Annotated in this window: 17 protein-coding genes and 1 pseudogene; 15 read left to right on the forward strand and 3 right to left on the reverse strand. The window is 35.6% G+C overall.

Annotated features, from left to right (window positions below):
• Positions 1-667: 667 nt before the first annotated feature.
• The 14 genes and pseudogenes from ACFQZR_RS19695 (at position 668) to ACFQZR_RS19760 (ending at position 14847) form a co-directional block, all read left to right on the forward strand.
• On the forward strand, positions 668-901 hold the full coding sequence (locus ACFQZR_RS19695; RefSeq protein WP_379349067.1) for a hypothetical protein: 234 nt from the start codon (positions 668-670) through the stop codon (positions 899-901).
• A 379-nt stretch (positions 902-1280) separates the two neighbouring features.
• Positions 1281-2501: a hypothetical protein gene (locus ACFQZR_RS19700; protein WP_379349069.1), complete on the forward strand. Its 1221-nt coding sequence runs from the start codon at positions 1281-1283 to the stop codon at positions 2499-2501.
• A gap of 657 nt (positions 2502-3158) precedes the next feature.
• Positions 3159-4175: an HNH endonuclease gene (locus ACFQZR_RS19705; protein WP_379349071.1), complete on the forward strand. Its 1017-nt coding sequence runs from the start codon at positions 3159-3161 to the stop codon at positions 4173-4175.
• 376 nt (positions 4176-4551) lie between these two features.
• Positions 4552-5574 (forward strand): hypothetical protein, encoded by a 1023-nt coding sequence (locus tag ACFQZR_RS19710; RefSeq protein ID WP_379349073.1) that lies wholly within the window; start codon positions 4552-4554, stop codon positions 5572-5574.
• A 45-nt stretch (positions 5575-5619) separates the two neighbouring features.
• Positions 5620-5912, forward strand: a pseudogene (locus tag ACFQZR_RS19715) (nucleotide-binding domain-containing protein).
• A 116-nt stretch (positions 5913-6028) separates the two neighbouring features.
• Positions 6029-6877, forward strand: a complete 849-nt coding sequence (locus ACFQZR_RS19720; protein WP_379349075.1) for a hypothetical protein — start codon at positions 6029-6031, stop codon at positions 6875-6877.
• The gene (locus ACFQZR_RS19725) at positions 6874-7017 is read left to right on the forward strand and encodes a hypothetical protein (protein ID WP_379349077.1); all 144 of its coding nucleotides are present in this window, start codon (positions 6874-6876) and stop codon (positions 7015-7017) included. The genes ACFQZR_RS19720 and ACFQZR_RS19725 overlap by 4 nt, the downstream gene beginning before the upstream one ends.
• A 92-nt stretch (positions 7018-7109) precedes the next feature.
• Positions 7110-7886 carry a hypothetical protein gene (locus ACFQZR_RS19730; RefSeq protein WP_379349079.1) on the forward strand — a complete coding sequence of 259 codons (777 nt, stop codon included), beginning with the start codon at positions 7110-7112 and terminating at the stop codon, positions 7884-7886.
• 872 nt (positions 7887-8758) lie between these two features.
• Entirely contained in the window at positions 8759-10846 is a 2088-nt protein-coding gene (locus ACFQZR_RS19735) for a GmrSD restriction endonuclease domain-containing protein (protein WP_379349081.1), read from the forward strand.
• A gap of 1349 nt (positions 10847-12195) precedes the next feature.
• A complete protein-coding gene (locus ACFQZR_RS19740; RefSeq protein ID WP_379349083.1) occupies positions 12196-12426 on the forward strand; it encodes a helix-turn-helix domain-containing protein in 231 nt (76 codons plus the stop codon).
• A 441-nt stretch (positions 12427-12867) separates the two neighbouring features.
• Complete coding sequence (locus ACFQZR_RS19745; protein WP_379349085.1) at positions 12868-13095, forward strand: hypothetical protein; 228 nt, start codon at positions 12868-12870, stop codon at positions 13093-13095.
• On the forward strand, positions 13070-13381 hold the full coding sequence (locus tag ACFQZR_RS19750; protein ID WP_379349087.1) for a hypothetical protein: 312 nt from the start codon (positions 13070-13072) through the stop codon (positions 13379-13381). Before ACFQZR_RS19745 ends, ACFQZR_RS19750 begins: the two co-directional genes overlap by 26 nt.
• A 53-nt stretch (positions 13382-13434) precedes the next feature.
• Positions 13435-14151 (forward strand): hypothetical protein, encoded by a 717-nt coding sequence (locus tag ACFQZR_RS19755; RefSeq protein WP_379349089.1) that lies wholly within the window; start codon positions 13435-13437, stop codon positions 14149-14151.
• Positions 14152-14433: 282 nt separating this feature from the next.
• Positions 14434-14847 carry a hypothetical protein gene (locus ACFQZR_RS19760; protein WP_379349091.1) on the forward strand — a complete coding sequence of 138 codons (414 nt, stop codon included), beginning with the start codon at positions 14434-14436 and terminating at the stop codon, positions 14845-14847.
• A 922-nt stretch (positions 14848-15769) separates the two neighbouring features.
• Here ACFQZR_RS19760 and ACFQZR_RS19765 read toward each other — a convergent pair.
• The 3 genes from ACFQZR_RS19765 to ACFQZR_RS19775 are packed head-to-tail and all read right to left on the reverse strand — an operon-like array spanning position 15770 to position 16828.
• Positions 15770-16081 carry a tyrosine-type recombinase/integrase gene (locus ACFQZR_RS19765; protein WP_379349093.1) on the reverse strand — a complete coding sequence of 104 codons (312 nt, stop codon included), beginning with the start codon at positions 16079-16081 and terminating at the stop codon, positions 15770-15772.
• On the reverse strand, positions 16054-16335 hold the full coding sequence (locus ACFQZR_RS19770) for a hypothetical protein (RefSeq protein WP_379349095.1): 282 nt from the start codon (positions 16333-16335) through the stop codon (positions 16054-16056). Before ACFQZR_RS19770 ends, ACFQZR_RS19765 begins: the two co-directional genes overlap by 28 nt.
• Before the next feature lie 16 nt (positions 16336-16351).
• Positions 16352-16828, reverse strand: coding sequence for a site-specific integrase (locus tag ACFQZR_RS19775; RefSeq protein WP_379349097.1), 477 nt, complete (start codon positions 16826-16828; stop codon positions 16352-16354).
• A gap of 677 nt (positions 16829-17505) precedes the next feature.
• Here ACFQZR_RS19775 and ACFQZR_RS19780 point away from each other — a divergent pair.
• Entirely contained in the window at positions 17506-18672 is a 1167-nt protein-coding gene (locus ACFQZR_RS19780) for a sigma-70 family RNA polymerase sigma factor (RefSeq protein ID WP_379349099.1), read from the forward strand.
• The last annotated feature ends 13 nt before the right edge of the window (positions 18673-18685 follow it).

Consider the following 18685-nt stretch of genomic DNA (forward strand, 5'->3'; position numbering starts at 1 on the left):
TGTTTCAGAGGCAAACATTAATAAATAATTCAAGGGAATAGGGGAAGGTAGAAGAGCAGAATTATTTGCACGGGGATACCTTGTTAAGAGGTGCTTATTTTTATGCTTTGTATATAATTGCGTTCAAAAGGAAGGGTATAGCAATTTACAATGTCCAAATGTAAATATGGGAGTGATAGACACGAAAGATCAATTTAATGCGTATTGGGAGAAGTACGAGCAGTCAATTAAAAAGTGCGATGTCGGAATAATTTGAAGAGACTCTAGATGCAAGGGAAAAACGGCGCACCGTCTCTCTACAAAAGCAGGTCCCGGAACAATTTTTGATTAAAGCGGTTGGATAATATCTTGTTTCGTTTATATCATTTAGTGTCGGTAAGTAATGTGATTGAAAAATAAGGAATAATTAGTTTATGATAGTTGTATGGAAGGCGGTGGATTAGCCTTCTTTTTTGTATGGAAGACCATAGGGAGATTAACATGAGCGGATCGAGCGAGAATATCACGAGTTATTTCAGGAGTCAGTCGCAGCACAGACTCACGCAGGAATGCGTTTCAAAACGGAACCAAATATAGGTGGCCAATTGACTATGGGCATACATCAAAGATATTGGCACACAATTACATACGACAAGCTGAACTATCAAATCATGAAAATGATCTTAACTTGGCAATTGAAGCATTGAAAGAAGCACACTCAATATTTACATTAGCTGACAATCCAGTTGAAAATGCACAAGTTAACTTTCACTTGGGAAATGCCTATCATTTAATGGCTAATATTAGAGATAAGCAAATTAATATTAATAATGCGATTTCTTATATTGAATGTGCCGAAGAGATTTATAAAAGGAAACATGAAACGATAGATTTGGCAAAAATCAATTTGACAATTGCATAGTGAATTGTTTTTTCTGTGTAAGGACAACTCAATGCAGATGAAAGCGTTGGATTATCTAAACAAAGCATTACCTATATTTGTAAAATGAGAGATAAAGGACTTAACTCAAATTGCCCATCAGGAAATTTTCAACCTAAGTAATAACTAGCTAACTTTCTGTGAATAGTTGTTTTTCCGAGAAAATTTATAACAATAAATTTGATGGCTAGACTATTTAAGCGAAAACTGTTACATCCTGAGCTTGTCCATCTTACGCAACCCACGCATGTGAAAATATCGCGTTAATTATTAGGGATGTAGACAATAAATAACCCACTGATAAAAAATAGTCCAATAACTAAAAATTTAGTTATTGAGTTTTTAATACGCGAGGTTGATTATGGCAATTTCAACTAAAGACAGAAAAATATTGTGGGGGCAATCCGTAAACAAATGCGCATTTCCCAACTGCAATACTTTACTAATCAAATCGGTAAATGAAGTAGGGGATAATCATTTCTCAGTTATTGGAGAAGAGTGCCATATTGTAGCTGAGGAGGAAAATGGACCGCGGGGGAAATCAAATTTATCAAAAGAAGAAAGGAATAAATACGATAATTTGATTTTACTTTGTAGTCCACATCATAAAGAAATTGACGATCATGAAAACATATATACTGTTGAGAAGCTTAAAGCATTTAAGAAAAATCATGAAAAAAATATCAGTAAATTAATTGAAAGAACAAAAGGTACCGGCAGAAAAATATATTTCTCAAATAAGAAAAAAATTTTGATGTTGTTAAGTATTTTGTTTGCAATGTACGCTTTCTATAACTTATCGGCAATTTTCAGTAATATTAAACAAATAACATTACTAGGTATGGCAAGTATCATAAGTTTGTTTGTTATTATAATATCTACATACCTACTACTTCTTAAAAGTAATAGTAAATTTAATGAATTATATGACGAGCATTATGGTCCACAAAAAAACAATTTTGAATCCAGTTCAAACTATCCTATCCAGACTATTATTAGTGAGGACGGAATACTTGATAATGATGGAAATAAACTACTGCAAAGAAAGATTTTTATTAAAAATAGTACAGATGACACCATAAGAAAGATTGTTGGCCAAATAACTTTTTATAATAATAGTATTAGAATAAGAACTGTTAATTTTGAAAGTACAAAAGTAAAAAGCGGTAAAATAGAGTTAGTTGATGAAATAGTATTTCCAAATGGGACTTTTGGAGAATGGGATGAATTTGATGTAGAAATTAGTGATATTGAATATGGGACAATTATCAAGAAAAACTTAAGTTTATTTGGTTTGAAACTTATTAAAACACACTTTTTAATTCTTAATTATTTTAATTATTGGAGATTATGTGGAATAGTAATTCCTTTTGAGATTACATGGTTAAAAAAATATTTTTTGCCAAGTGTTTGGAGTTGGTTTAGATTTGTACCTGTAATCTATACAAGGACAGGTAAGAAATATGTCTATCCAAATTTTTTTTACAAAAGATTTCTTCAAATGTTAATTGTTTGTTTACTTATTATTGTATTTGCTTTATCGCTTAATGGCCTACTTATATTAATGGAATTGTTTTTATGATCTAAGTAAGTGAAATTATTTGATGATCTGCAAGATAATAATATAGCAAATGAACGATGAGTAGTATTAATCTAAGCGAATACTGCCACATCATGTTTGTCCATTTTACGCAACCCACACATGTGGAGAGTGTGGCGGTGTTGGTGAGGGAAGTTGTAACCCCTTAATAAAGCCGTGACATTACAAATAAACTCGTGACAAAAATCGAATAAAGACGTGATAAAATCGGGGAAATGAATGCTTTGTAGCAAGAGTTTATTTATTGAGGAAACGGTGGAATGCGGGTTGAAGGGCTGTTTTTTATCATGAGTTTATTCATTATGAACATAGTAGGGGCGAAAAAAGGAGAAAACTTTTTTCTCTTTTTTTTCTTTGGAGGAAGAGGGGGCAGGAAACCCATAAGTAATAACCTTTTGAGTTATTAGATGAAAATAAAGGTAACAGGAAGAACATTTTAATAAGACTAAGGCAGATTATTGTTAGATCAGTGTTGTACACGTTGATGATGTAACTTGTGGTATAAGTCCAAAGCATTTAGTTGCGATAGAGGGTATAAAAGTTTCAGATATTCATATGAAAGTATTCAATCACTTAATAATGCTGTTATAAGGTATTGTGAATAGATGTATAATCGAGAGAAAAGCTTGGGGTGATAAAGTGGCGAAGCATGGAGAAGAAGGATTAGGCAATGAAATCGTAAAAGCCGTTGTGAACGGGGAGATTATCGAGCCAATAACTTTTAAAAAAGTTAAGGATTTTTGTAATAGGAATGGAATAAAAGCAAGTGAAAATCATATGAGAGTCATCCTTTCAAATGCAACGGAAAATACACATAGCCCGACGTATAAAATATATTTTGAGCGAGTTGGAAAAGGTGAGTATCGAATTCTACCAGAGTACAGGCGGGGGGAGCCAAACTATTTCTGGTTAAATGTCGATACCAAAGGTTATAATTGGGCGTTTTCTATCGTTAAGGTGGGTAGCCGTCAGTCGTATTCCAATATAAACCCTAATGGGGGCAAACGAAAGAACGAAGGTTGTTTTAAGAACATCCAGGTTGGAGATCTTGTACTTGCTTATGAAACAGGTGATATTAAGGCAATTACAGCGATATGCCAGGTAATTGATAAGTATGAACAGGATAATGAAATAATAGTTGATTTCCAGAAAACAAGAGATTTTAATGTATTCCTGGATCTGGACTCTATGAAAGAAATGAATGATTTGAGTGATTGCCAGGTTATACAGAACCATAGGGGAACGTTGCTGGAGCTCAAAAGAGAACATTTTGACTTGATTGTAGAGAGTCTCGAAGGATTAAATGTTCGGGATGATTATCATGATGAACTTAACAGAGAAGTCCAAGAATCATTGGCGGATGGAAGTGAAGAGAGACGGCAACGGTTAGAAAATAGAACCACACTTATACCTGAAACATATGAGACTACTACAAGAATTTTCAAACGTAATTCTGATGTAATTGCAGAGGTGCTTGTAAGAGCTAATGGTATTTGCGAAAAATGCAAAAGTCCAGCTCCTTTTATTAGGGCATCTAACGGAACTCCCTTTTTGGAAGTGCATCACAAGAAACGCTTAGCAGATGGTGGCGAAGATACAGTGGATAATGCTGTTGCTGTATGCCCGAATTGTCATAGAGAACTGCATTATGGGTAATCAAATAGAGTAGTGGAAGGGAAAAGATGATGAAGAAAGCCCCTCACGGTTGCCCTTTAGTATTAAGCATTTGTTGAGATAGGAACGTTTATTTAGTTCCTAACCTATAACATTACCATTGTAAATGATATAACATTCCACAATATAATTTATCTTTGTTAATTCTTCAAAAAATGCTCTTGCACTACTATTACATTGTGTATACTTTCATATTTGTTCGATTTTTCGCCATCTTTTTCAGACATTAGCGTGTGAAAAAAAGTGTCTTTTATATGCCTATACAAATGAAAAAGTTGATAATATAATACGTTCGTAGTTCCAATTAGCACTATTGTGAGCATACATTGTTTTACTTGTATCGAGAGGAGACATAAGAATGTATTTTACGGCTGAAGAACGACGAGGAATCATTCGTTCATTATCGAAAGCTCAGCGGAATGCCCTTCATATCTTTTCAAGATTATCCCAACAGTCGTATTTTGCTAATGTATTAGCATCTTACAAAGGCACAGATAGGTTTATTTTTGACGGTTTTATTGATCATGGAGAAGTTATAAAAGGTGTTACATGCCTTTGTGGGAAGTCGCTACGATATGAATTCATACTTAAAGATATCAAGAGCGGACAAAAAAATAGTCTTGGAAGAACACATTTTCAAAGAGAGTTGGATATACCTGATCATATAGCGAGACAGGTACATAAGGGTATTCATCATATTAACATTGAACTGGATGAGATATTAGATAAATATTGGCGAAATGATAAAAAGGTTCCGCAGTCAATAAGTGAACATATCATAAATATAAAACTACCAGAAGAAATTAAGTGTTTATTAAATGCTGAACTTCCACTGCTAAGAAGGCATATAGATTATTTATTCGATGAGACTAAAAAGTTTAGAACAACAAGTGTTAAAAATGTCGATGATAAAATATTGTGTCAGGAGTTTCAAGATATTCTCAGTAATAAAAAACCATATTATGAATATATAGATGGTTTATATGGTGATGCAATAGAGAAGTATATGACAACAAATCCTTACTACTATACGTCAACTCATGAGATTATTAATTTTTTAATTGAAAATAAAGGGTTGAAGAAGCAACTATTATATGGACAACATCCTTTACATAAATTTTTTAGGGAATATCTTAGTCAGCATCCTCTTTATTTACCTCGACATGAGGATTATCGTATTAATTATGATGAAATAAAGCATATAGTTAATATGAGTTTAAGAGAAATAAAAGGTTTATTGAGACATAGAAATGATAAAATAAATGGTAAAGTGATAAATTATTTTAAGGGGGAACCACATACAAAAGGAAATCTTGCTGTAATAGAGCTTTGCGAAAAATATAAGTGCGAGTCAACTAATCAGAAGAGACGACAATTGTAGAGGAGTAGAATTGTAAATAGCAATTAAAGTCATCTCAAAGCCTAAATAGTCGTACTAAAGCATAAAAAGTCATCCTACGAGCCTCTTCTTCCTGGTCACAACTTATATTTTGAAGCACAAACAAATGCTCCTGAACCTTTCCGAGTATATTGGAAAGTGAAAAATCGGGGATCGTGGCATTAGAACAGGACTGTATCCGAGGACAAATTGAACGAACAGACGAGCTGACGCATTTTGAACCCACTTCCTTTAGAGGAGATCATTATGTTGAGTGTTATATTATAAAAAGTGGAGAATGTGTAGCGAAAGCAAGGATAGATGTTCCAATTAAAGTTTAGAGAAATAATAATATCTACTCACTGGTAAGTTGGTATTGAAAGACTAATGAGCTTTGTTGGCTTAATGCCAACAAAGCTTAATGCTATTCTAAAAGAAAATGGAATGAGATGAATAAATGAAACTTTTTCAAACCATTAAAAATCTTTTTTCAGTAAATAATTCTGTAGATGTCCTCGAAAAACAGTCTTCAACAAAAGAACATTCTTTGGAGCCGGGAATGACGCTCTTAGAAGATGCAGAATGCCCGTATTGTCATAGCAAGTTTGAGAAGCCACTGTCCCGCAAAAGAGCTTGTCCTCTATGTCAACAAAACGTTTATGTTCGTACCCTTCCGTTTAGAAACGAAAAAGAAAAAGTACGTGTGGTTGTTACCGAGCAACAAGCTGAGAATATTGATATTGCATGGGCGAAAGAAAATGGAACGTATGATGATATGAAGAGGGAGATTCAAAAGTACGAGGTCATGAAAGTTTCATTAAATAAAGCTTGGGGAAAAGAACCGAGTGGTAGTGACATTGAGTGGCATTTACTAATGGATGAGCTGATTGAACACGGAAATAACAATCAGTGGGGATTATATCGCAATACTACACTTCGAATGGCAGAACATCTTTATAAATTGAAAAAGTACGAACTATCTCTTCGATCGTACTTAAATGTCTTATATCTCGACTTAAATGGACCAAACAATGCTGGATTTATGAATGGGAAGCCTGACCTTGATGCGAGAGCTTTTGATCCAAGAGAACCCAATACGTTTATTGCCCCTGGCATTATAAAGCGTATTGTTCTATTAAAAGAAAAGCGAGTTCCCATTAATGAAGAAGAAGTAAAGAAATTGTTTATAGAAGAAGCATCTCAAGTGTATGCTTCAATAAAAACGCCGCTAACACCTGAAAAGGCATGGCAGTCGTTATTGAAAAAGGATCAATTTTGGGGAAACATTGAAGACGCTACTTCATGACAGTCAAAGAAAATATGGTTACATACGAGGGAGAAGCTTGGGCAATGCAGGAAACTGGTTGTGTCATACGTATTTTTATTCTGAAAACGTGTCTTTTCGGAATAATTAAAGAAAAAAATCCGAGTATTATGGAGGCTTAAAAATGCCATAGGAACTTCTACCAATTAGTTCTTCTTCTGTTACATAGACAGTTGAGGAATGATGATATTTAATAATTGGGGGATGAATAAAAATGAGTAAACACTACCTCAGTATTTTTATAGCAGATACTACTAACAAAGAAGATGTTGTCGATAAAATGGACGACCCTTGTTTTAGTCTTCCATACCCATCTTGGGGAGTATGTCGACCTAATATTCGATATGCTGTTGATATTGGCAGTATCATAGTCTTCTTGGGGAGGCATCCCAATAATAAATATTTTGTTAAAGGGTTAATGAGGGTAGGTAAATTACTAAATTATGCCGAGGCTTCAGCTCAGTTTCCACAGCGAAAAAACTCATTAATAAGAGAATCAAAAACTATTTTAAACCCGATGGAAATTATAAAAACAAATCATAAAAGTGATACTTCTGTTAAGGTTAAGAATGAAATAGAATGCATTAAAAATAATACAGGGAATATTCCAAGCATATTAACAACTATTTCATATGAAATGAAGACTTATGTTCAAAGTCCAGAAGATGACCATGAAATTAATAATTGGAAATGTAGAAGAATTTTTAACTGTCAGGATAAGACCTTATTAAAATGCCTGAAGGAACAAAGCTGTAAAAAAGAGAAGCAATTTCACTTGAAAAGGGGATATATTGTAGCTGATTTATGGCATGATGTAGGAAAATTACATATTCCTTGGTCAGAAGTATGCCCAGTCTCAAAAAAGGACACTTTGTTGAGACATGGTGGAAGACATAATGCATTAAAACTAAGTGAAGAAGAAGTACGAGAGATAAAGGGTAAACTAAAAAAAATGTCTGCACTCACGGGACCAAAACCTTCGCCGCTTTGACCAAAAGCAGGGATTCATTAATGGATTCCGAATTCGTAATTAAGCAGAAACCCAGCCCCGTTCAAAAGAGCTTCAGACGGAACACCTTATCTTGAAGTTGTGCAATGAAATTAAAGTCGTATCGAGCAATTTAAACTCGTGTCGAGCAATTAAAAGTCGTATTAGAGTCGAGCTGATCCAGGATTATTTCCTGACATTTGCTCGGCTTTTCTTTTGTTTCAAGGGATTGGGATTAGGGGAAAGGGAAGGAAAATGCAGGGTTCTTCTCGAATCTTATCTCAGAATCTCAGGCTACTCAAGGCTTTCGGTTGTTGGAGCGGGTTTTTACCCAGGCTTTGCTCAATCTTTTACTCAGGCTGTTCCTGTGCCCTATATCCGATTTTATCCCTGTCTTCTTCCTGTCCCTTAGATACGACTTTAAATTTCATTTCCCAAGCCTCCATTCAGCCATAGACCCTTCCTTTTCCCCGATACGACTTTAATTTCCTCAAGTTGTCGGACAAATCAGGGTGAATAGGTGGAAAAGGGCGTAGCGGCGGGCTTTTGGAGAGTGGAGAACGTGGGGAGGATCCATACGACTTTATTTTCGTTACATATAGTAGGGAACTCAAAATGGATTATGCGATTTTCGATGGATTAGTTTGCGTTGGGGGTAGGGGATAGGTATACGAGTTTGTTTGTGCAAAGTAATAGTTTTCATTTTCGGGCGATACTCCTGATCTCGCTCGGCTTTTTTAATAATATTTATTGATTACCAACAACAAAAATGTATTTGGATCATATCGTTGAGAACGAAGGTACATGTGTTTACAAATGAAGGATAGGCTGTCATCATGAATTATAGGTGATGTGTTGAAAGGTGGCTTAAAGGAATGAAGGCTCAAGAAACGAATTTCTTAAAATTTATGCAAGGGACAAAACAATTCGTTATACCGATCTATCAGAGGAAATATAGTTGGACGATTCAGCAATGTCGCCAACTATGGAACGATATTGTAAGAGCCGCCGAAGATGATCAATTAAAGGGTCATTTCGTGGGTTCCATCGTGTACATCGAAAAGGGGCTTTATCAAATATCTTCTGTTCCTCAGCTCCTTGTTATCGACGGTCAACAGAGAATGACTACATTGACATTGTTTTTGTTAGCTTTAGGGAAGGCTATTGAAGATAGTGGTCAAACGTATGACATTACAAGAAAGAAGATTATGAACTACTATTTGGTGAATAACGATGAAGAGAATGAGATGTTCTACAAACTTGTGCTTACTAAAAGTGATAAGAACACCTTAATTCATCTCTTATCAGATAAATACTTGCCAGATGAGCATTCGAAAAGAGTGAGTGAGAACTATAGCTTTTTCTTAGATGCAATAAAGAAGAGTGGGATTGATTTAAACAAACTCTACCGTGGCATTTCTAAATTAATAGTTGTGGATATTGCATTAGATAGGGACCATGATAATCCGCAGTTGATATTTGAAAGCCTTAACTCAACTGGCTTGGATCTTACACAAGCTGATTTAATCCGGAATTACGTCTTAATGAAACTGGAACCAGAAGAACAGAATGAAATTTACACTGACTATTGGTATCCGATGGAGAAAAGCTTTGGCAATCTAAACGACCCAACCTTATTTGATCGATTCATGAGGGATTACCTTACTGTGAAGACAGGACGAATTCCTAATATTAATGATGTTTATTCAAGCTTCAAGGATTATGTGTATAACTTAAAAGGAAGTACAATTGAACAGATCGTTGGTGACATTTACCGCTATGCTAAATACTTTGTGAAATTGTCGTTTCAAACCGAGGCTGATAAAGAGATTAATCAGGTACTAATCGATATTAATACTTTAAAAGTCGATGTTGCTTATCCTCTATTGTTAGAGCTTTATGACGATTATGTAGGGCAGAAGCTTCAGAAAAGTGAATTTGTATCTATACTAAGAATGGTTGAGTCATATGTTTTTCGCAGGGCCATTTGCGGAGTTCCCACAAATTCACTAAACAAAACTTTTGCTACGTTCAATAAGGAAATTGATAAGGATAATTACCTGGAAAGTGTTAAAGCCGCCTTTATCTTAAAGGATGCCTATAAGCGACTCCCGAACAATGAGGAGTTTGCCAGGGGGCTTATTATCAAGGACGTATATAATTTTAGAAATCGTAACTTTCTACTTAGAAAGCTTGAAAATCATAATCGTAAGGAAATCATTGATATTGAAACCTACACCATTGAGCATATTATGCCTCAGAATAATAATCTCTCGGTGCAGTGGAGACAAGATCTTGGACCAAACTGGGAAGAAGTGCATAATTCCTATCTACATACGTTGGGCAATCTGACCTTAACTCGGTATAACTCAGAACTAAGTGATAAGCCATTTATGGAAAAGAGAGACATGGACGGGGGATTTGGTGACAGTCCTTTACGTTTGAATAAAGGGCTTGGGAAACTTGATGCTTGGAATGCAGAAGAGATTACTAAGCGAGCAAAAGTGTTGGCAGATCAAGCTCTCTTGGTTTGGGAGTATCCGCAATTATCATCCGATACTCTGGACAGATATAGAAGCCCACAGCAAGACTCGCAATCTGTAACGTATACAATAGCAGATCACTCTGAATTACATGGGGACATTTTAAACCTATTTGAAGAACTCAGAAAGCGTATTTGTAATTTGGATAGTTCTGTTCGAGAGGAATTTAAGAAATTATATATCGCATACAAAACGACAACGAACTTTGTTGATATTGTTCCTCAAAAGAGCAGACTACGACTTAGCCTTAATATGCAGTTCAGTGAAATCCATGATCCAAAAGGAATTTGTAAAGACGTTACCAAATTGGGGAGATGGGGCAACGGTGATGTTGAAGTTGGAATAGATTCCGTTGATCAAATCGAGGATATCATGTTCTTGGTAAAGCAAGCTTTCGAGAAACATCGTGATGAGGAATAGTGTGATTAGATGAAGGTCAGGTGTAGAAAGCAATTTCAGTCATATCAAAGCTTAAACAGTCGTACTAAAGCATAAAAAGCCATCTTACGAGCCGAGCGAAATTCAGGTATTCCCTCCTGCTTTTCCTCGGCTTTTTCTGCTCTAACATCATGTAAAATCCCGAATCCCCTTATAAATCAGGCCGTTTCCCCGATTCTTTTCTCAGAACCCTTTCACCAAGTTGCCTGTATTTCCTCCACCGTAGGACGACTTTAATTGCTTTTTTGATTCCGATTGGCCCCTATTTTCCCCCTGTTTCTTATGACGACTTTACTTATTTAGAGTGAAAAAGTGAGTGGAGAGTTGAGAGGCTGTGAAGCCTTTTGTGTAGGAGGGAAAGGGGACGGGGGGAGGTGAGATGGGAACAGAACGGATTGGATAGTGAAAAACCGAGTAATAACAGGTTCATTCGGATTCTGTTTATCACTCGGTTTGTTTTTCTATTAACCGTCTCAATGCCCTTTATAATTTTCGTCAACTTGTTTCCCCTGTCATTTAACCTGCCTTTATGGACAAGAATTTTTATCTCGTTTCGTTCACAATTGAACCAGTTCTTTTCCAGTTTTCCGCCCTTGTAACCTGACATGAAGGGACATGAATTTTTATCCCAGAAATGCAGGAGAAGCCCTGTGGGGAAAGGGGTTTGGGCGTGTTGGAGATGGGTAAGTTTTGGGACAGGAATTTTTTGTGGGTTACAAAGTAATAGGATTTACGGGTTTAGGGGATATGGAAGAACCCTTCCTCAGAACTGTAGGCAGAACTTTCAGTTTTCACCTATCCTACAAAGTCTGTAATTGAGCAAAATAAGTTTACCGCAAAACCGACGAAGTTCAGGTATCTATAACTGAACTTCGCTCGGCTTATTTTCGCTCTATTCCCCAAGCATTCACTCAATTCAACGCCCAGAATTCCCTTTAACTATCAAGCTTTTCCTCGATTTCTTTCCTGATAAATCTCTTCCTAATCTCAGCACTTTCCCTATGTTTTTCCCTGCCCTCATTCCACCGTTTCCTCAATAACACAACTTAATTTTGGGGTTACAATCAGGAAATTGCAGGTCAAAACGTAGCAAAAAAGCAAAATGAGTTTGACACTACGGGTTGAAGGGCTGTTTTTTGCACGAGTTTATCTACGAGCTGAGTGAAAAGCAGAAGCTCTTTCCTGTCTTTCCTCATTTTTTGTCTGTTTGAATTGTTTTTCCTGTTACTTGAGAGGTATTTTAAGATTCCGCCTGTACAATTATTCATTTCATTTCATAATAGACAGAGTATAAAATTGGATAAATACCCACATAAGGAGTGAGCATCAGGATGAGCAAAGAAATTGGTGCAATGATCAAAGGATCAAGAGAGAGAAGAAATCTGTCAGTAAGCAAACTGGCATCTATTACTGGATTAGCAGAATCAACTGTAAGACAAATTGAGAATGGGAAGCACCTTCCAAAGCTGGAGACGCTTCATAAGCTCGAAAAATACATAAACATTGATAGTGGTGAGATATATACCATGATGAATTACGAAAAGTTCTCTGACTTAGCGTAATTTTCAATAAAAATCTATATGGCAGAAACAAGTGTAGAAAGCAATTAAAGTTCACATAAAATCTAAAAGTCTGCCTGAAGCTTAAAAAGTTTGCCGAGCCGAGCGAAATTCAGGTATTAACGCTTTCCTCGGTTTTTTTCATTGTTCTCCGATGCTTTCCCGATTCATTTACCCTACCAAGATCCTGCAAATCCCTTGCCAGTGCGACGTTTACTCGTTGTTCTTACCTGTCTCTCTAATCCCCATGATGATCGGTAGGAGATCGTATCGCTATTTATAGAGAAACACCCCTTTTCGGAAATTCTTTAATATGGTTATAATAAAAAAATATAATAGAGAAATAATTATTGAGAGTTGCATTGAAAAAAATAAAGAACTCTGTAAACGATGGAATAGAGTATGCGAAAGAAAATGAGGACGGTAAATGATATGAAGCCAATCATGTTAATTAATTTAACAGAAATCATCGATACAGAGACATTCCAAAATACGTTGAAATCTGTTTTCGAAGAAGAATCATGTATTATCTTGTTAAAAATGGAGAGGAAAAAACGAAGCAAAAAAATAAATCATTATGAGAGGCTAGATTTATCAAAATTGGAAGTCTATCCAATAAAAGAGCCAATTGAAATTCCTGAAAATTTTGTATTATATTTTTGGACGACGTGAATATAAGATAGACGTTGGTCCAGAAAATCTCTTGAATTTTTATAAAAAATGGGATTGTGCTGACAGTGATACTATTCGAAAGTGGTATAAAAAAAATAATACCGATTACAGAAACGAGTTAGCCAAAGTGAAAAAAAGGGAACTGGTTTCTTACTATGAGTTAATCCTTTCAAATTTTCCTTTGGAGGAAATCAAGGCCTATTTGAATGAAAATGACCCAGTAATAGATAATATTCCAAAGGGAGACAGTGTTGTTCGGAAAAGAAGTGAGAAAAAGGACATATAAATAATACTTTACATAATCTTGTTGTTAAAGTTGAATCAATTGATCAATTCGATATGCCCTCAATTGGTGAGGTCGTTATACTGGAGCATCCTACGCACTCGACAGAAAGAGTTAGGGTTAAAAACAAATATAATCGTATTATAGGATACTTACCCATTAAAATATCACAAGTGCTTTGGAATAAACAAAGTTTGGAAAATATTAGACATTATGCAGAGGTGCATCAAATAAATGAGGTACACCCCAGTAAATATTCTATTTACGAAGGTAACGACTGCGATTACGAGTTAGAGATTTTATTAAAGCAAGATCTTAGTTCATTCAGTAAGAATATTAAAATAATGAATATGACAAGAAGAACTGTACAAAATGTAGATGATTCATTAAAGGATTTTAATCTAATACGTGATAAATATATTATTATATTTGAAATGAAGATTTTAGGTGAACAAAATCAAGATTTTGAAGATATAATATTTGAGAAGAAGGGAAACTACATCAGATACTCGAGTCAAACCAATTACAGAAATAAGGTTGGCTGGGATCATTACGAAAACGTACGATATCAGACATCTCATTTTCAAAACATATTTCATTTTGATGGTGTGTATAGAGAAAATGGATTTGTGATTGATAAAGTATATGATAGTCACAAGATGTTTCTTGTTGCTGTTACAAATCTTTCTAAGTGTGACTTGATCAGGAGAAATTGTTGGAACACTTTGCACAAGAAATCGCTGTTATATCGGCTCAAGAACAGATTAATGTAATGATGATAGATAAATTAGTTGATGATTATATTAAGAGGGGAGACAATTTAATTTCGATTGATTTATCATGTGTAAAGGAATGTATTGTACATGATTTTATTAGATTGTATAGGAAAAAGGAAAAAGTATCAGCTACAGCTATTATTTATTTAATAAACCCGAGTGATATTGCAAATTCTTTAATGTTGATGCGAGAGCGGCTCTTTTTTACGAACGTGAAAGGAATACATTTGATCCAGATAAATCAGTAGAAAAACTCGATGGTTTTGATGATTATTTTGGGTGATCTTACTACTATTCTATAAGAATCTTTATCCACTATCCCCTAAAACAAAGGAACTTTTCAGGAAATTAAAAGTAGAAGCAGAAGCTAAACTAAGTAAGGTTCAAATAGGTTATGAGTTAGGATTGCAAAAATTATCTGACAATAGAAACCAGCTGGAAAACAAGTACCATAAGCTTGAGATTCTACTCGAAAGACTTCCTGATGTGAAAGACATAGAAGAGCAGGCATTTTACTTGGGGATGTTTCGGAAAGAATTAGAGAGGATTAAGAAGGAACATTTAGAGAGTTATAAGGGAAAGCCTTTTTCTGTTACTATTAATATTCAACAAGCCATAGACAAAGGTTTATATCTTACGAAAAACACTCAATCCGAAATATGGCCTTTATTGGGAGTACGAAGAGTATTGTAAGACAATGAAGATTCCTTTTTTTTCATTTCGTAGGATTTATGCTGATTATGAATATGAATTATCCTATAAAGGTTTATCTAAAAAAGTTGATGAAATAATCCGCAAATACTGTAAGGATGATGATTATACAAATAGAGTCCCAAAGGTTAATATCCCTGGCCTAATGGAAGAAATGAAAGCATTAATAAATTAAATTTTGGGAGATAATTATTAAGATATATATTTTATTTTTCTGCATACCTAACATATTCGTAGATGTATTGAAAAAAATGTTATTATATAGAATATTTTAAATAATCCCTACTATGTAGAAAACCAAATTAGTCTGCACCTATCTCACAAAGTCTGCCACTCATCAAAATAAGTTTGCCACTAAGCCGACCGAATTTCAGGCATCTTCCCTGATTCTCACTCGGCTTTTTTCTTGCTCTTTTCCTAGGTATTCACTCGATTCAACATCCCGAATCCCTTGCTATATCAGGCTTTTTCTCGATTTCTTTCCCGATCAATCTCTTCCTAAGTCCAGAACTGTCCCTGTGATTTTCCCTGTTCTCAGTTCAAACTTATTTTGCTTTTTTAGCCCCGATTTTAATCGATTTTTTGTGATTTACTCGGTCATTTTCCTGGTTTTGCATCAAGCTTAAATTGCTTCAGGGAATAGGGGGCAGGGAGGAGGAAGGGGTGGGAAGCCTTGTGGGAGTAAGGGTGAGGGGGATTTAGGGTGGAGGATGCGGGACGGTAAACTTATTTGCATGGGGACAATGAAACAGTTGCTGAAAAACCTTATTAATACAGGGTTTTTCCAATGAAACAGTGGATTGAAAATAGTAATACAACTGTGATTTCTTAGCCATTGGTGCAAAGTTGGTGTAAAACTTTAACACAAATGAACCAAAATCAACGGAAAACATCAGAAATAAGCCTAAAACAGGGCAGATTTTGAATGAACGTTATAGTCCTTAAAATAAGAACCCGAACGATTGATACAGATATCGTTCGGGTTCTTATGCTTCTTTGCGATTTTTGAATGGAATGATCTGATCGAATTTATTTGTTTATCCGCCTTCGATAACACATGACCGTAAATATTCATGGTTGTCGTGATGTTGGCATGTCCAAGACGCTCGGAAATAATTTTGGCATGGACGCCTTGGTTGATGAGTAAAGTGGCAGAAGTATGTCGCAAATCATGGGATTTAATGTATTTTAATTTGTTAAGAAGCCGCGAAACCAAAAATATGGGCTTTCAGGATAGAATGCTCTGCCGTACTGATTACAGAAAACAAAGAAATGATCGTTATCTCTAGTTTCCTCTAGTTCATCCCATTCCTGTACGCAGTACGCGTAGTATTCTTTTAGTTCTTCCCATACCGCATCAGACAGGTTAATTTTCCGAGTAGACATTTTAGTTTTGGGTTCTTTAATAACGGGAGTACCATTAATAAAATCTGAGATACTTTGTTTTACATAGATCGTACCTTGTTCCAAATCAACGTTTTTTCACTCAAAGTCCAACCAATTCACCGCGGCGAAGACCGGTGGTTAAGGCAAGAGTAATCATCATACGCCAATGATAAGCTTCTTTTTCTAAAGCCTCAAACAATAATTGAATTTCATCTTCATCGTATACTTCACTTTCTTTATACACGACTTTGGGCGACTTAACATCCGCAACAGGATTAGATTTAATAACTCGCCACTCCACAGCTCTTGTAAAGATATTTTTCAATACTCGATATACGTACTGTATCGTTCCAGAAGAAAGCTTACCATCCTTCCCGTCTTGTCTGTTGCCTTCTTTACTTAATTCACTTATTAAGGAAGCGATATGCAAGGGTTTAACTTGATCTAATCGCAAATGCCCAATAGCGGGAAGGATTCGTTTGTTTAAAATTCGAAGGTAAATGGATAATGTCTTTTTTTCAAGTTCCTGTAAGGCATACTTGTCTCTCCACTCGTCGACGAAAGCGTGCAGCGTCATTTTATCAGGTGCGATGTATGTTCCGGCGTGAACTTCAATCTCGAATTTTGCAAGTTCAAATTCAGCTTCCTTTTTAGTGCGGCAATGAACGGTTTTACCAACGTATATATTTTACCTATTGCATCTCTTCCGACGCTTACGGTTAATCTCCAAGAATGTTTACCTCTTTTTTCTAAACTCGCCAACTCGCATTACCTCCAAATCCAAAGAAATAATAATTACAATTATTCCAAATAATTCTGTGCTTGTTCCCTTCCTGTTATCCCTAAAGTATTTTCTTGCCCATTCTTGAAAATATGCCGTCGCGTTCTTTTCTAGTTTCATGAGATTAATCTTCGTTTAGATGGTAGACTTATGTCCTCACCCATACCATACATACGTATCTTTTAGAATTCTAAAAAGAATAAGGCGAATGGGTATTTATGACAGGCGGTTGTCGATGCAGTATTGTAGAATGAAGTTAAGAGGCTAAATTCCTATAAAGGTAGGAATAAAGTTATACACCTCGAATTTTTAATAAAGAGGACAGGTAGTTCTGATGTGTTGTAAATAATAAGAACATCCATTCGGTGACAGTCGGCTGTCACAGATATACGTTAATATTATCAGTGAGATTAACTATATCAATGCACATTCGAAAACTGGAAGGTGTGGAATATATGATTCTTGCTTCAGAAATGGATTTACTTCAATGGTTTATTGTTGCTTTTCCAAATAAGCATTCTATCAAATTGTCTTATGCACAACGCATGATTGAGCAGTCATTAGCTCATTCCGTGGAGCCGGAGGAAGTATTGGAATTCTTGAAGGTACATCGGTATCGATATATCGATGTAGATCTCGAAGTAAGTATGATTGAGGATAATAAGATAATGAATTCTTCATCACACGAGTATCATCAAGAAAGTTCAGTTAATAAGAAGGCGATAAAGTTCGACGACATTGATGATATATTGGACCAACCTCTTGAACCTAAGCAACCATTTATAGAAGACACGAACGAATCATATTCAACATCCTACCAAATGAATGATTATATGTTGGATGAATATAGCCGTAGTCATAATCCCTTGATAAAGCAAATTATCGTGGTTGCCAATATGAGCCTTGTTCATTCCATTGTGAATAAGCACAGAAAGTACATGAGCCATAGCATGACGGATGAAGATTTGCATCAAGAGGGTGTTTTTGGATTGATGGATGCTATTGAACGATTTGATACCTCCATTGGCGGTACATTTTCTACATACGCTACACATTGGATTAGGCAACGAGTGATTCGGTCAATGATGAATTATGGAACCACTGTTAGAGTTCCAGTTCATCTTATTGAGCGGATTCGAAAGATCAAGAAAACGGAAGCTACTTATATAGACAACCAGGATAATCCGATAGTCACTAAACATATTTGTGAAGAGCTAGAAATCACGGAGCAACAGTATCTCGATGCGAAGCTAGCGGAACACCGCTATTTATCATTTACTTCGCTAAATCAACACGTAGGGATTAGTGAAGAGGGTGACACAGAACTAGGCGATTTTGTTCCCAACGATCCATTAGAAGTATTCGTATCTATGCCGATGGAGTTCAAAGATCCATTTGAACTTACTGAACATAACATTCTACATGATAACATCGAACACTTGTTAGAAAAACGATTAACGGAACGCGAACAAGTTATTCTCGAATTTCGTTTTGGTTTACATGACGGACGGCCCCGTACTTTAGAAGAAGTAGGTAAAGTATTAGGGGTTACACGTGAACGAATTCGACAAATCGAAGCAAAGGCATTAAGGAAATTAAGAGCTACTCGAGACATCGAAAAGTGGGTTTGGATATCTTAAGGAGATGAATTAG

Origin of the sequence: Paenibacillus sp. GCM10027629, from assembly GCF_042676425.1 — a bacterium.
Taxonomy (GTDB): Bacteria; Bacillota; Bacilli; order Paenibacillales; family Paenibacillaceae; genus Paenibacillus_K; species Paenibacillus_K terrigena.

What these genes read in the sequence shown, in the direction of transcription:
- ACFQZR_RS19700 (WP_379349069.1), top strand. Translation starts at nt 1,281, where the DNA reads ATGGCAATTTCAACTAAAGACAGAAAAATATTGTGGGGGCAATCCGTA.
- ACFQZR_RS19710 (WP_379349073.1), top strand. Translation starts at nt 4,552, where the DNA reads ATGTATTTTACGGCTGAAGAACGACGAGGAATCATTCGTTCATTATCG.
- ACFQZR_RS19720 (WP_379349075.1), top strand. Translation starts at nt 6,029, where the DNA reads ATGAAACTTTTTCAAACCATTAAAAATCTTTTTTCAGTAAATAATTCT.
- ACFQZR_RS19725 (WP_379349077.1), top strand. Translation starts at nt 6,874, where the DNA reads ATGACAGTCAAAGAAAATATGGTTACATACGAGGGAGAAGCTTGGGCA.
- ACFQZR_RS19730 (WP_379349079.1), top strand. Translation starts at nt 7,110, where the DNA reads ATGAGTAAACACTACCTCAGTATTTTTATAGCAGATACTACTAACAAA.
- ACFQZR_RS19735 (WP_379349081.1), top strand. Translation starts at nt 8,759, where the DNA reads ATGAAGGCTCAAGAAACGAATTTCTTAAAATTTATGCAAGGGACAAAA.
- ACFQZR_RS19740 (WP_379349083.1), top strand. Translation starts at nt 12,196, where the DNA reads ATGAGCAAAGAAATTGGTGCAATGATCAAAGGATCAAGAGAGAGAAGA.
- ACFQZR_RS19745 (WP_379349085.1), top strand. Translation starts at nt 12,868, where the DNA reads ATGTTAATTAATTTAACAGAAATCATCGATACAGAGACATTCCAAAAT.
- ACFQZR_RS19755 (WP_379349089.1), top strand. Translation starts at nt 13,435, where the DNA reads ATGCCCTCAATTGGTGAGGTCGTTATACTGGAGCATCCTACGCACTCG.
- ACFQZR_RS19775 (WP_379349097.1), bottom strand. Translation starts at nt 16,828, where the DNA reads ATGACGCTGCACGCTTTCGTCGACGAGTGGAGAGACAAGTATGCCTTA.
- ACFQZR_RS19780 (WP_379349099.1), top strand. Translation starts at nt 17,506, where the DNA reads ATGGATTTACTTCAATGGTTTATTGTTGCTTTTCCAAATAAGCATTCT.